The sequence below is a fragment of the Microbulbifer aestuariivivens genome (genome assembly GCF_039545115.1).
GTDB lineage: Bacteria > Pseudomonadota > Gammaproteobacteria > Pseudomonadales > Cellvibrionaceae > Microbulbifer > Microbulbifer aestuariivivens.
The window spans coordinates 48096-60928 of sequence record NZ_BAABRT010000007.1; the positions used below are offsets into that span (position 1 = coordinate 48096).

The following is a 12833-nucleotide window of genomic DNA, read 5'->3' on the forward strand; positions in this document are numbered from 1 at the left end:
GTCGGTAAAGTCGACGCCGCTGGTTAAGCGGCAACGCCGTGTTATTCGCGCCCCTGCCGACGCTGGCGCAAGACCGCGCGCAGCTTGGTGGTTTCATCGCTGGCGAAAAGCGCGTCGATCTTCAGCCCGTCGGCGGTGTCGACCACCAGGTAGCGGGAGGTGGCAGCGTAAAGCTGGCTGGTCTGGTCGCCATCGGTGCGCAGCAGAATCCAGTTGAGGGACACCAGGCTGGCGCTGGCATTCACTGCCACCAGGTCCTTCACGGTGCCGACAATCTGAGCCACGCCCAGCCGGCGATAAAGACTCAGCAGCTTTTCCACCAAATCCACAAATTGACTGCGATCAAATACGCTTTTGCCACCATCGTCTGTGTAATAGTGCAGTGGAAAGCGGTAAAAATCTGCCACCTGCTGGGCATCGCCACTCTCAAAAGTGCGGCGATATTGCTGGTACAGTTTGCTGATCTCGGCCCGGCTGTGACTATCTACAGAACTCATAGACTCCCCTGGTATTCGCTGAAACTCCAAAACCTGGCAACAAACCGGAACCTTTAAACGCCCCAGGACCTATCAACAGCCTAGATCCTATCAGCGGCCAAAAACTCCCCAGCGCAAATATCACACCCAGTCGCGGGGCACGAGAAAATCGCTGTAGAGCCTTGCTTCCGCCGAACCAGGTTGCGGCTGCCAGTCGTACTGCCAGCGAACCAGCGGCGGCAGCGACATCAAGATCGATTCGGTGCGCCCGCCGCTCTGCAGGCCGAACAGGGTGCCGCGATCGTAAACCAGGTTGAATTCCACATAGCGGCCGCGGCGGTACAGCTGAAACTGCCGCTCGCGCTCGCCGTAGGCCATATCGCGGCGACGGTGAATAATCGGCAGATAGGCATCCAGATAACTGTCGCCAACCGCGCGCATCAGGGCGAAGGCGTTGTCAAAGCCACCCTGCTGATAATCGTCGAAAAAGAGGCCACCCACACCCCGCGCCTCGTCCCGGTGCTTGAGGTGGAAATATTCATCGCACCACTGTTTGAAGTGTGGATAAACGTCTTCGCCGAACGGCTGGCAGGCATCCCGCGCGGTGCGGTGCCAGTGCATCGCATCTTCCTCGAAGCCGTAGTAAGGGGTCAGGTCATATCCACCGCCGAACCACCAGACCGGCTCGGCACCGGGCTTCTCCGCCACGAACAGCCGCACATTGGCGTGACTGGTGGGCACGTAGGGATTGCGGGGATGAATCACCAGGGATACGCCCATGGCCTCGAATGAGCGCCCGGCCAGTTCCGGCCGGTTGGCGGTGGCGGAGGGCGGCAGGCCGTCGCCGTGCACGTGGGAGAAATTGACCCCGCCTTTCTCGATCAGGCCACCCTCTTCCAGCACCCGGGTGCGGCCGCCGCCGCCGCCGGGACGCTCCCAGCTGTCCTCGCGAAACGCGCTGCCGTCCACCTCGCTCAGGGACTGGCAGATGCGATCCTGCAGCTCCAGCAGGTAACGTTTGACGGCGTGGATATCCACTTCACTCATGATATTTCCCGATTGTACTTAGTGGGTTGGTGGCCGCGCTCAGCCGGCCCGCACGACCTGACCGGTGACCAGGTCGCGAATCTCGCTGGGTGACTGGCGACCTCCGGTGGCACCGCCGCCGACAAAATCCAGCTGATCACCGAAATAGCGCAGCACCTGATATTTGCTGCGCGCCGGCTGGCAACCGCCCGGATTTGCCGAAGTGGAAACGATGGGAGCGCCGAAGGCCCGGGCCAGCGCGGCGGTAAAGGGGTGGTTGCTACAGCGCAGCGCCACTGAGTGGTGGTCGCCGCTGATCCACGGCGGCACGCGACCAAAGTGCGGCACCAGCCAGGTTACCGGCCCAGGCCAGGTTTGGGTGACTTTGTCGCGCTGCTCGGCAGAGAGATTTTCCAGCAGGCCGCCGAAGGCGTCGCTATCGCCCGCTACCAGGATCAGACCCTTGGCCAGCGGGCGGTTTTTCAGCTGCAGCAGGCGCGCCACCGCGTCGGGATTGAGCGGGTCGCAGGCGAGACCCCAGACAGATTCGGTGGGATGGGAGATGACCCCGCCCGCCGCCAGGGCGCGGGCGGCGAAGCGCACATCGAGCTGTGGATATGCCATAGGCAGTGAGTCTCCCTTACATCAATCGGCCGCGCCGGCGGGTTGCGCGCGTCGCTCCCCTTCTCCTTGCGGTGTCTCTCGACGCTCTTGAGCGCTTGCTGCGGGCAGGCATGCCCGCGGCGAGAAAGAGCGCTCATTCTGCACAAGCTGCGAGAAGGAAATTAAAAGACGCGGCAATCTAGCGGATTGCCCTGCGGCGCACAAGTTGGCCACCCGGAGGCGCACTCAGCCTGCGCCCTGCTCTGCCGCTCTGCCCAGTATCGATGGGCGTCGCTGATGGACGTCGCTAAAGCCTCGAGTTTTCTCGCGCCGGCATTCACTGCCGGGATGCCTTCCGGGCCAGACTACCTTTCAGTTTACGATTTTCAGGTCATGGCGGTTAGAAGCCTGGCTCCCCGCCCGGTCAACTGGTAGCCGCCGGGCAGGGTCTCCACCAGCCCGGCCAGCTCCAGTTGCAGCAATGTCGCCATCAACGCACCGGGCTCCTGACCGGTAGTCGCGGCGATCTGTTCCAGGCTGCGGTGGTCACCGCCGAGCGCGGCGATCACCCGTTGCTCGACGCCATCCAGCGGTGGCATCTGTGACAAATCGCTGTCTGTCGCCGGCACCTCACTCAACAGACCGCCAAGCTCGTCGACAATATCCGCCGCCGTCTCCACCAGTGCGGCGCCCTCGCGGATCATGCGGTGACAGCCGCGGGACTGGGGGTTGTGGATGGAACCGGGGATCGCAAACACCTCGCGGTTCTGTTCCGCCGCCAGCCGGGCGGTGATCAGGGAACCCGAGCGCAGGGCCGCCTCCACCAGCAGTACGCCCAGAGAGAGACCACTGATAATGCGATTGCGGCGCGGAAAGTTGCCCGCCTCGGCACCGCTGCCAATGGCAAACTCGCTCACCAGGGCTCCGCCCCCGGCGAGGATTTCCTCCGCCAGCGCCGCATTGCGACGGGGATACAGCTGGTCGATCCCGGTGCCCATCACGGCCACTGTCACCCCGTGCGCATCCAGAGCGCCCCGGTGTGCGGCGGCATCGATACCCAACGCCAGGCCGGAAGTAATCGCGAATCCGGCCCCGGCCAGCTCGCGGCTGAAGGCGCGGGCGTTGTCGAGACCGGCACTGGTGGCCCGGCGCGCGCCGACCACGGCGATCTGCGGCAGATGCAGGGCATCGGGGTTGCCGCGCACATAGAGAAGTGGCGGCGGGCGCGGGATCTGCGCCAGCAGTGCCGGATAGGCATCACTGCCGGCGGCAATCAGGCTTGCGCCCAGCTCAATGCAAAGCGCCTGCTCGCGCTGGACCCAGCCCATCAGGGTGCTGGCGTCGCCGCACTGGCGCCACTCGCGCCACTGTTCACGGGCCCGCGGCGGCAATTTCTCCAGCAGGGTTGCGGGGAGCTGCTCCAGTGCCTCGACGGCGGAGGGGTAATGCTGCAGCAGGGACCAGTAACGGCTGGGGCCCATGCCCTGCAGTCGCATCAGGGCCAGGGTAGCGGTGAGCGCATCCATGCTCTGCACCTCTTGAAGGGGAAATTCGCAGGGAAACTCGCTGGCGGGCCGCCCGGCCCGCTCGTCACAATCGAACGGTCATCGACCGGTCAGGGGTTGCGCACCTGATCCATGAGCTCCAGCGGACGGTCCGCCTCCAGCACCAGGCCCAGGCTCATTTTGTCGAAGGTGCGGAACACCATCATCAGCCCGGCGCGCTCGTCCGGCAGTTTCACCTCGTCGCGGCCAATGCGGTCGCGCACTGTGGCGCCGCGCTTGTAGATGGCGAGCACATTGCCGGTGGAGATGCCCTCCCGCAGACCGCGGTTGATGGCAACCACATCGAACTTGCCGATCTGGGTCACCCCCTCCTCGACGCCGATGATCTGGCCATACACCAGCTGTGGCGGCGCGCTGGGCTGGAAGAAGGCCTCGATGGCACGCTCCTCCGCCGGCAGCAGGCGATCCTCAAGACGAATCTCGCGGGCGGTGCGGGTGACGCGCATGGTGGCAATCGCGGAGTCGCGCCGGCGATCCGGGTCCAGCTGGTACAGATCCACATTGCCCACGTCCAGAGCCTGCAGCCCCAGCACCTCACCGGTATTCGGATCCCTGTACACCTCCCCCGGGCGGTAGATGCCATAGGAACTCAGGGCGTTGCGGAAATCCCCGCGCACATAGATCTTCTCGCCGGCGCCCATCAGGATGCGCTGTTCGTCACCGGAAATCACATAAGGAGTGCCCTCGAAGGCATCGGTATCGACGATGCGGGTGTGCGACAGGAAGGCGTTGATGGCATCGAGGGGCAGTGCCGGAATGGCATCGTCAATGGCCTCTCTGCGTACCTGCGGTGACAGGCGGCTGGCGTCCGCGACCGGAGTCAGCTTGTAGGCCTGGGGACCGCGCTCCAGCTGCAGCTGCGGCTGACCGGCGACGTATACCAGGCGCAGGCGGTCACCGGGGTAAATCAGGTGGGGGTTCTCCACCTGGGGATTGACCTGCCAGATTTCGGGCCAGTACCAGGGCTGGGTCAGGAAGCGTCCGGAGATATCCCACAGGGTGTCACCCTTCTCGACAACATACTCATCGGGGTGGTCGGGGTTGAGGCGAATATCGTCCTGCGCGTGCAGGCCGATGGCCGCCACCAGAAGCGCGGCAACCAGAATAATTTTTCTCATGGAAGCATTCCTATGCTCTTTATCGCTATAATTTACAGCGCCGGGCCACGGCCAGAGTGGCGGGAGACCCGAAAAGCAACGGCGCGAGACCGGCAGATAAAGGGCTCCCTGCGGCAAATATCGAGCGCGATCATTATGTTATCAGCGCAAGTTCCACGATTACTAGAAGTTTGTCACGGGTGTTATGGCCAAGCTTGAGATTCTAGAATTTCCCGATCCCCGCCTGCGCGAAGTCGCCAAGCCAGTCGACAAGGTCAGCGACGAGCTGCGCACCCTGGTCGACGACATGTTCGAGACCATGTACGACGCACCGGGAGTGGGCCTCGCCGCCACACAAATCAATGTGCACCAGCGTATCGTGGTGATCGACGTTTCCGAAGACCAGAGCGAACCGCTGGTTTTTATCAACCCGGAAATCGAAGTGCTCGAAGAGGAGCACCACCAGTACGACGAGGGCTGCCTGTCGGTACCGGGCTTTTATGAAACCGTCGAGCGGCCCCGGCGCGTGCGCGTCAAGGCACTGGACCGGGAGGGTGAGCCTTTCGCCATGGAAGCCGAGGGCCTGCTCGCCGTCTGCATCCAGCACGAGGTGGACCACCTGAACGGCAAGCTGTTCGTGGACTACATTTCCCCGCTGAAGCGCAACCGCATCCGCTCCAAGCTGGAAAAGGCCCACCGCCAGCGCGCCTGACGGGCAGCTGCCCGGCCTTGCGCCCAACCCATGCCCCAACCATCAGACCGCCGGTTTCCACCGGCGGTCTGCGTTTATATAGAGCACCTATATAGAACACCATGTCTAAACAACTGAATATCGTCTTCGCCGGCACACCGGATTTTGCCGCCGCACACCTGCAGACCCTGCTGGACAGCGGCCATCGCGTGATCGCCGTCTACACCCAGCCGGACCGGCCTGCCGGGCGCGGCAAGAAGCTGCTGCCCAGCCCGGTCAAGCAGCTGGCCCTGCAACACCAGCTGCCGGTCTACCAGCCCCACAGCCTGCGGGATGCCGACGCCCAGGCCGAACTGCAGGCACTGGGTGCCGATATCATGGTGGTGGTCGCCTACGGACTCATCCTGCCGCAGGTGGTGCTGGACATGCCGCGGCTCGGCTGTATCAACGTGCACGCCTCACTGCTGCCGCGCTGGCGCGGCGCCGCGCCGATTCAGCGCGCCATCGAAGCCGGCGACCCGCAAAGCGGTGTCGCCATCATGCAGATGGAAGCGGGGCTCGACACCGGCCCGGTGCTGGTGGAAAAACGCTGCCCTATCAGCCCCGGCGAAACCGGCGGCAGCCTGCACGACAAGCTGGCACAATTGGGTGGCCCGGCATTGCTGGATGCGCTGCAACAGCTCGCCGCCGGCAGCGCCACAGCCCGGGCACAGGATGACAGCCTGGCCAATTACGCCGCCAAGATCAGCAAGGAGGAAGCCTGCATCGACTGGCAGCGTCCTGCCGTGGAGATAGAGCGCAGTATCCGCGCCTTCAACCCCTTCCCGGTTTGCTGGACCACGCTTGCCGGCGACAAGGGCGAGCAGCGCCTGCGGGTATACCGCGCACAGCTGGAGCGCGGCTGTCACAGCGACGCACCGGGCACCATCCTTGCCGCCGACGCCGAGGGCATTCTGGTGGCCTGCGGCCGCGAAGCCCTGCGCCTGCAAGAGTTGCAGCTGCCGGGCAAAAAAGCCCTGAGCGCCGATGAACTGCTGCGCGGGCACGGGGCGCTGTTCGCGACCGGCACCAGGCTTGGGCAGGACTGATCGAGATGAAAAAGCCAGCCGCCGGCAAAAACCAATCCCCCACCGATGTTCGCGCCGCCGCCGCCCGGGTGCTGGCGGAACTGCTGCAGTCCCGCGGTTCACTGGCACGCCTGTTGCCCGCTGCGGAACGCGTGGTTTGCGAGCGGGACCGCCCGCTGCTGCGGGAACTCTGTTACGGCAGCGCGCGCGCGGCGCCGCGCCTGCAGCTGCTCGCCGACAAGCTGTTGCGCAAGCCGCCTGCCGATATCGAGGTGCGCGCGCTGATCCTGCTGGGGCTTTACCAGCTCGAATTCACCCGCATACCGGATCACGCGTCCATTTCCGCCACCGTCAACGCCGCCCGCGACCTCGGCCTCGATCGCGCCACCGGCGTGATCAACGGCGTGCTGCGCAATGCGCTGCGCAACCGCGAGGCCCTGCAGCGCAAACTGTCCGGCAACCCCCAGTTCAGTTCCATGCACCCGGCCTGGCTGCAACAGGCCATCAAGGCCGCCTGGGGCAGTGACGCCGGCGGGATTTTCAAGGCCAACAACGCCAACCCGCCGATGACCCTGCGGGTCGACAGTCGCCAGCAGAGCCGCGATGACTATCTTGCCGTTCTGCGCCAGGCGGGAATCGAGGGGCGGGCCTGCGAGCTCTCGCCGGTGGGCATCCGCCTGCAATCCCCCTGCGCGGTGGACGCGCTGCCCGGTTTCGACCAAGGCCGTGTCAGCGTTCAGGACGAATCCGCCCAGCTGGCGGCGCTGCTGCTGGCGCCCGGCGAGGGCGAGCGGGTGCTGGATGCCTGCGCCGCCCCCGGCGGCAAAACCGCGCACCTGCTGGAACAGGCCCCCGGCATCCAGCTCAGCGCATTAGATGTCGACGAAGAGCGCCTCGACCGCGTGATCGACAACCTGACTCGCGGTGGTTTGGCGGCGGAACTCATCTGTGCCGACGCCGGCGAACCCGACGCCTGGTGGGACGGCGAAGCCTTTGACCGCATCCTGCTCGATGCCCCCTGCTCCGCCACCGGGGTAATCCGCCGCAACCCCGACATCAAATTGTTGCGCCGCGCTGAGGACATCGCCCCCCTGGCGGAATTGCAGGGGCGACTGCTGCGCACACTGTGGGGCTTGCTCAAGCCCGGCGGCAGCCTCCTGTATGCAACCTGCTCGATACTGCCAGCCGAGAACACCGAAGTGGTCGCCCGCTTCATTGCGGAGACCCCGGATGCGAGCGACAATACCCCGCAACTGCTCGCTGGCAGGGAATGGGGCCTGGCACAGCCAGCGGGCCGACAGCTGTTTCCCCGGCTCGAGGGCGGTGACGGCTTTTACTATGCCCTGCTACAGAAGTCGTAGGCTGGCGTTCGCGGCAAAATAATAAAGGCGGCTGTTTTCAGCTATGAAAATTGTCATTCTCGGCGCAGGCCAGGTGGGCGGCTCCCTCGCGGAAAGCCTCGCATCCGAGCGCAACGACATCGTCCTTATCGACAGCGATGAAAAAACGCTGCGCGAACTGCGCGACCGCATCGATATCGGTGTGGTAGCCGGTCACGCCTCCCATCCGGACATCTTGCTGGAAGCGGGCATCGATGATGCGGATATCCTGGTGGCGGTGACCAACAATGACGAAACCAATATGGCCGCCTGCCAGATCGCGCACTCGCTGTTTCGCGTGCCCACCAAGATCGCCCGTATCCGCGCCGCCTCCTATCTGCAATACCCGCAACTGTTCGATCCCGGCGCCATCCCCATCGATGTGCTGATCAGCCCCGAGCAGCTGGTGTCCGAGTACATCGCGCGGCTGATGGAAAACCCCGGCGCCTTGCAGGTACTGGACTTCGCCGCTGGCCAGGTGCAACTGGTGGCGGTGCGCGCGGTACAGGGCGGCCCCCTGGTTGGCCACCAGCTGCGTTACCTGCGCCAGCATATGCCCAAGGTGGATACCCGCGTGGCCGCCATCTATCGCCGCAACAGCCCGATCATTCCCCAGGGGGATACCGTGATCGAGGCCGGCGACGAGGTGTTCTTTATCGCCGCCCGCGCCGATATCCGCGCGGTGATGAGCGAGCTGCGGCGACTGGAGCAGGGCTACAAGCGGGTCATCATCGCCGGCGGTGGCAACATCGGCCTGCGCCTGGCGCACAGGCTCGAAGCCCGCTATTCGGTGAAGATTATCGAACGCAGTCACGATCGCTGCATCCACCTGTCCGAGGAGCTGTCCAACTCCATCGTCCTGCACGGCAGCGCCTCCGATCAGGATCTGCTGCTGGAAGAGAATATCGAGGACACCGACGTTTTCCTCGCCCTGACCAACGACGACGAGGCCAATATCATGTCGTCGCTGCTGGCCAAGCGCCTCGGCGCGCGCAAAGTGATGGCGCTGATCAACAACCGCGCTTATGTGGACCTGGTGCAGGGGGGCGAAATCGATATCGCCATCTCGCCGCAGCAGAACACCATCGGCAGCCTGCTCACCCATGTGCGCCGCGGCGACATGGTCAATGTGCACTCGCTGCGCCGCGGCGCCGCCGAGGCCATCGAGGTCATCGCCCATGGCGATCAGCGCACCTCCAAGGTGGTGGGGCGCAAGATCGAGGATATCGACCTGCCGGAGGGCGCCGCCATCGGCGCCATCGTGCGCGAGACCGATCAGGGCAGCGAGGTGCTGATCGCCCATGACGATGTGGTTGTGCAGACCGACGACCACGTGATTGTTTTCCTGGTGGACCGCCGCCACACCCGCCACGTGGAGCAGCTGTTCCAGGTGGGCTTCAGTTTCTTCTGATAACAGGCTGACTTGCGCCGATGCGAATAGCAGTAATTGCGCGGATTTTCGGAATACTCCTGACAGTGTTCAGCCTGACACTGCTGCCGCCTATCGGCGTGTCGCTCTGGTATCACGACGGTACCCACGCCCCCTTCACCGTGGCCTTCATCATCACCCTCGTCACCGGGTTATTCATGTGGCTGCCGGTGCACGACTTGCGCCAGGACCTGCGCACCCGCGATGGCTTCGTGGTGACCTCGCTGTTCTGGCTGGTGCTCGGCAGTTTCGGCTCGCTGCCGCTGATTATCAGCCCACAGCCGGATCTCAGCATCACCGACTCGATTTTTGAATCCATATCCGGCCTCACCACAACCGGTGCCACCGTCATCACCGGGCTCGACACCCTGCCGCCGGCGATTCTCTACTATCGCCAGCAGCTGCAGTGGGTCGGCGGTATCGGCGTGATTGTGATCGCACTGGCGATCCTGCCCATGCTGGGCATCGGCGGCATGCAGCTGTACAAGGCGGAAACCCCTGGCCCGGTCAAAGACACCAAGCTGACCCCGCGCATCGCGGAAACCGCGCGGGCGCTGTTCGTTATCTACATCACCCTCACGGTATTGTGCGGGCTCGGTTACTGGTGGGCGGGCATGACGGTTTTCGATGCCGTTGGCCACGCCTTTTCCACCGTGGCCAACGGGGGCTTTTCCACCCACGACGCCAGCATGGGCTTTTATGCCAACAACCACGCGATCATGGCGATCTGTATCCTGTTTATGTTCACCGCCGCGATCAACTTTGGCCTGCACTTTTTCGCCTTCCGCTACCGCACCCTGTCGCACTACTGGAAAGACTCCGAATTCCGCTTCTGGGTGACGCTGACGGTTACAGCCGCGCTGCTGATCAGCCTGTACCTGTGGAGCCAGGGAATTTTCAATGCCGGCAGCAGTTTCCTGCACGGGGTTTTTCAGGTGGTTTCCATCGGCACCACCGCCGGTTTTGCCTCGGAAAACTTTTCCGCCTGGCCGGCGTTCCTGCCCTATGTGCTGTTGATGCTGGGGATTCTCGGTGCCTGCGCCGGCTCCACCAGCGGCGGCATCAAGGCGGTGCGCGGCATGCTGATCATGAAATCCGGCATGCGCGAACTGAACCGGCTGGTGCATGCCAACGCGGTGGTGCCCATCAAGGTCAACGCGAAAATCGTGCCGGAGCGGGTGACCGATGCGGTGTGGGGGTTTTTCGCCGTGTATATTCTTTCGTTTTTTGTGCTGACGATTATCGTCATGGCGACCGGGGAGGATTTCGTTACCTCTTTTTCCACCGTCGCTTCCTGCCTGAGCAATATCGGCCCGGCGCTCGGCGATGCGTCTGCACACTATGGCTCGGTGAATGAGCTGGCCAAGTGGTTTTTGATTCTCGCCATGCTGATGGGGCGGCTGGAAATTTTTACCCTGCTGGTACTGCTCACTCCCGCCTTCTGGCGCCACTGAATCATTGCGCCACTCGCCGAGAGAACTGTTCAGTTAATCGGGTAATACAGCAATTTGTGTTAATCAGAATTTATAGCTGCTCATTCAAACGTATCGTGGCTGCCGACAATAATCTGAAAATAACGGGGCACGAAGGACACCAGCACCCAGGCTTCCAGCACACAGCCCAGCGCGCTGACCGCCATGATCGACTGGCCAAAAAAATTGCCGCTGGCTGCATAGTCCGGCGTCCAGTCCATGGCCACCTGCTGGCAGAAGCCCAGCCCCAGCACCATAAAAGCGACGGCGGTGGCGAGCTTCGGTATCAGCTTAGGCGCCACCTTGAAGGGCCGTTTCAGCCAGCCCATCAGCACGGGAAAAACGCTGAGCTGTAACAGGTAGCGGATCAGCACCAGCCACACAAACAGCGTCAGTACCGAGCTTAAGTGCCACACCAGTGGCATCAGGCAGAGCACGAAGAGTTTATCGGCCACCGGGTCCAGCAGCGCGCCGACATGGCTGTGCCAGTGAAACCGCCGCGCCAGCTGCCCGTCGAGAAAATCCGTCAGGGCACCGATCGCAAAGGCCAGCAGCGCCGCCGCGGCCTGCTGTGTCAGAGACAGCCAGATAATCAGCGGGATCAGCAGTATCCGCAAAGTGGACAGCGCATTGGGCAGGTAGCGCCACAGGGTTTGAGCGGGCTTTTCTGTCATTTTGTTTTATTCGCGTCGTCAGGCGCCGGGGGATATTTTTTCATGTGGCAAGCGATTGCAGGCATTCTGGTGTTCACCGCCATTCCTATCCTGATGAGTGAAAACCGCAGGGCCATCTCGCCCCGACTGATCCTCACCTGTCTGTTACTGCAGTTCGCCATCGCCTGGATCATGTTGAAAATCACCTGGGTGCAGAGTGCGCTGCTCAGCCTCAACAGCGCCGTAAAAGCCCTCGAGCAGGCGGCACTGGCCGGCAGCAGTTATATGTTCGGTTATCTAGGCGGCGCCGAGCTACCTTTTGCCGCAGAGGGTCCGGGCACGCCCTTTATCATCGCCTTTCAGATTCTGCCGATTGTACTGGTGATGAGCGCCCTTTCCGCCATTCTGTTTTATTGGGGCGTGCTGCAGAAGGTGATCGGCGCGCTCGGCTTTATGCTGCAGAAAGCACTCCGACTCGATGGACTGCAGACCTTTACCGTGGCCTCCAGTGTGTTTTTCGGCATCGTCGAGGCGCCGCTACTGGTGCGGCCCTATTTCCAGTCCATGTCCCGCTCGACGCTTTTTCTGCTGATTACCGCCGCCATGTCCACGGTGGCGGGCACGGTGATGGTGCTCTATGCGAGCCAGCTGGAAACTATCGTCGCCAATCCCGCGGGGCATATTCTGGTGGCGTCGCTGATCAGCATGCCGGCGGCGGTGCTGTTCGCCCAGTTGTGGGTGCCGCCCGGTGACCGGCTGATGCATCCGGTGCCGAAGGTAGAGAGCGAAGCCCAGAGCACCCTCGATGCGCTGGTGCGCGGCAGCGAGGAAGGGGTAAAGCTGCTGCTGAATATTATCGGCATGATCGTGGTGCTGTTTGCGCTGATCCACCTGATCAACGCGCTGCTGGGCGCGATTTTCGGACAGGGAATCAGCCTGGAGTTCCTCGCCGCCATGCTGTTCCAGCCGGTGGTGTGGCTGATGGGCGTGGAGTCGGCGGATATCCCACAGGCGGCGGAGCTGATGAGCATCAAGCTGATCTTTAACGAGTTTGTCGCTTACCAGAGGATGGCAGAGCTTGGGCCCGGCGCCATGTCGCCACACAGTTCGCTGATTCTGATTTACGCCATCTGTGGCTTTGCCAATTTTGCCAGCCTGGGGCTGGTGGTGGGCACCATCTCCACCATTGTGCCCGGGCGCACAGCGGAGGTGGCCTATCTGGCCACCCGCGCCCTGTTCGCCGGCCTGCTGGCGACCTGCATGACCGGCACGGTGGTGGGGCTGTTACAGGCCGGCTGATGTTCTGACAGTCCGGCCGCATTGCAAGCCGGACGCGACCTTTTTGCTGTCGGCTTTCGGTTTACCGAGCTTTAAA

12 protein-coding genes are annotated in these 12833 nt (G+C 63.1%); 6 read left to right on the plus strand and 6 right to left on the minus strand.

The features are described 5' to 3' along the window. Positions 1–41: 41 nt before the first annotated feature. The 5 genes from ABEA58_RS05775 to ABEA58_RS05795 all read right to left on the minus strand — a co-directional run bounded on the left by ABEA58_RS05775 (position 42) and on the right by ABEA58_RS05795 (position 4788). Positions 42–497, minus strand: coding sequence for a nuclear transport factor 2 family protein (locus ABEA58_RS05775; protein ID WP_345549683.1), 456 nt, complete (start codon positions 495–497; stop codon positions 42–44). Between the two features lie 120 nt (positions 498–617). Continuing rightward, positions 618–1523, minus strand: a complete 906-nt coding sequence (gene hemF, locus ABEA58_RS05780; protein ID WP_345549684.1) for an oxygen-dependent coproporphyrinogen oxidase — start codon at positions 1521–1523, stop codon at positions 618–620. Positions 1524–1562: 39 nt separating this feature from the next. Further along, a complete protein-coding gene (gene tsaC, locus ABEA58_RS05785; RefSeq protein WP_345549686.1) occupies positions 1563–2126 on the minus strand; it encodes an L-threonylcarbamoyladenylate synthase type 1 TsaC in 564 nt (187 codons plus the stop codon). Positions 2127–2491: 365 nt separating this feature from the next. Further along, positions 2492–3631 (minus strand): DNA-processing protein DprA, encoded by a 1140-nt coding sequence (gene dprA / locus ABEA58_RS05790; RefSeq protein WP_345549688.1) that lies wholly within the window; start codon positions 3629–3631, stop codon positions 2492–2494. An 89-nt stretch (positions 3632–3720) separates the two neighbouring features. Further along, positions 3721–4788, minus strand: a complete 1068-nt coding sequence (locus ABEA58_RS05795; RefSeq protein ID WP_345549690.1) for a LysM peptidoglycan-binding domain-containing protein — start codon at positions 4786–4788, stop codon at positions 3721–3723. A 184-nt stretch (positions 4789–4972) separates the two neighbouring features. On the opposite strand from ABEA58_RS05795, the gene def reads away from it, so the two are divergent. From def to ABEA58_RS05820, 5 genes are all read left to right on the plus strand, one after another. Next, on the plus strand, positions 4973–5479 hold the full coding sequence (gene def / locus ABEA58_RS05800) for a peptide deformylase (protein ID WP_345549692.1): 507 nt from the start codon (positions 4973–4975) through the stop codon (positions 5477–5479). A gap of 101 nt (positions 5480–5580) precedes the next feature. Further along, positions 5581–6546, plus strand: coding sequence for a methionyl-tRNA formyltransferase (fmt, locus tag ABEA58_RS05805; protein WP_345549694.1), 966 nt, complete (start codon positions 5581–5583; stop codon positions 6544–6546). A gap of 5 nt (positions 6547–6551) precedes the next feature. Continuing rightward, the gene (gene rsmB / locus ABEA58_RS05810; protein ID WP_345549696.1) at positions 6552–7886 is read left to right on the plus strand and encodes a 16S rRNA (cytosine(967)-C(5))-methyltransferase RsmB; all 1335 of its coding nucleotides are present in this window, start codon (positions 6552–6554) and stop codon (positions 7884–7886) included. Positions 7887–7929: 43 nt separating this feature from the next. Next, entirely contained in the window at positions 7930–9315 is a 1386-nt protein-coding gene (trkA, locus tag ABEA58_RS05815) for a Trk system potassium transporter TrkA (protein WP_345549697.1), read from the plus strand. Between the two features lie 20 nt (positions 9316–9335). Beyond that, the gene (locus ABEA58_RS05820; RefSeq protein ID WP_345549699.1) at positions 9336–10787 is read left to right on the plus strand and encodes a TrkH family potassium uptake protein; all 1452 of its coding nucleotides are present in this window, start codon (positions 9336–9338) and stop codon (positions 10785–10787) included. 80 nt (positions 10788–10867) lie between these two features. On the opposite strand, the gene ABEA58_RS05825 is transcribed toward ABEA58_RS05820, so the two are convergent. Continuing rightward, positions 10868–11479 carry a CDP-alcohol phosphatidyltransferase family protein gene (locus ABEA58_RS05825; RefSeq protein ID WP_345549700.1) on the minus strand — a complete coding sequence of 204 codons (612 nt, stop codon included), beginning with the start codon at positions 11477–11479 and terminating at the stop codon, positions 10868–10870. A 42-nt stretch (positions 11480–11521) separates the two neighbouring features. On the opposite strand from ABEA58_RS05825, the gene ABEA58_RS05830 reads away from it, so the two are divergent. Further along, positions 11522–12757, plus strand: a complete 1236-nt coding sequence (locus ABEA58_RS05830) for a NupC/NupG family nucleoside CNT transporter (RefSeq protein WP_345549701.1) — start codon at positions 11522–11524, stop codon at positions 12755–12757. Positions 12758–12833: the final 76 nt, after the last annotated feature.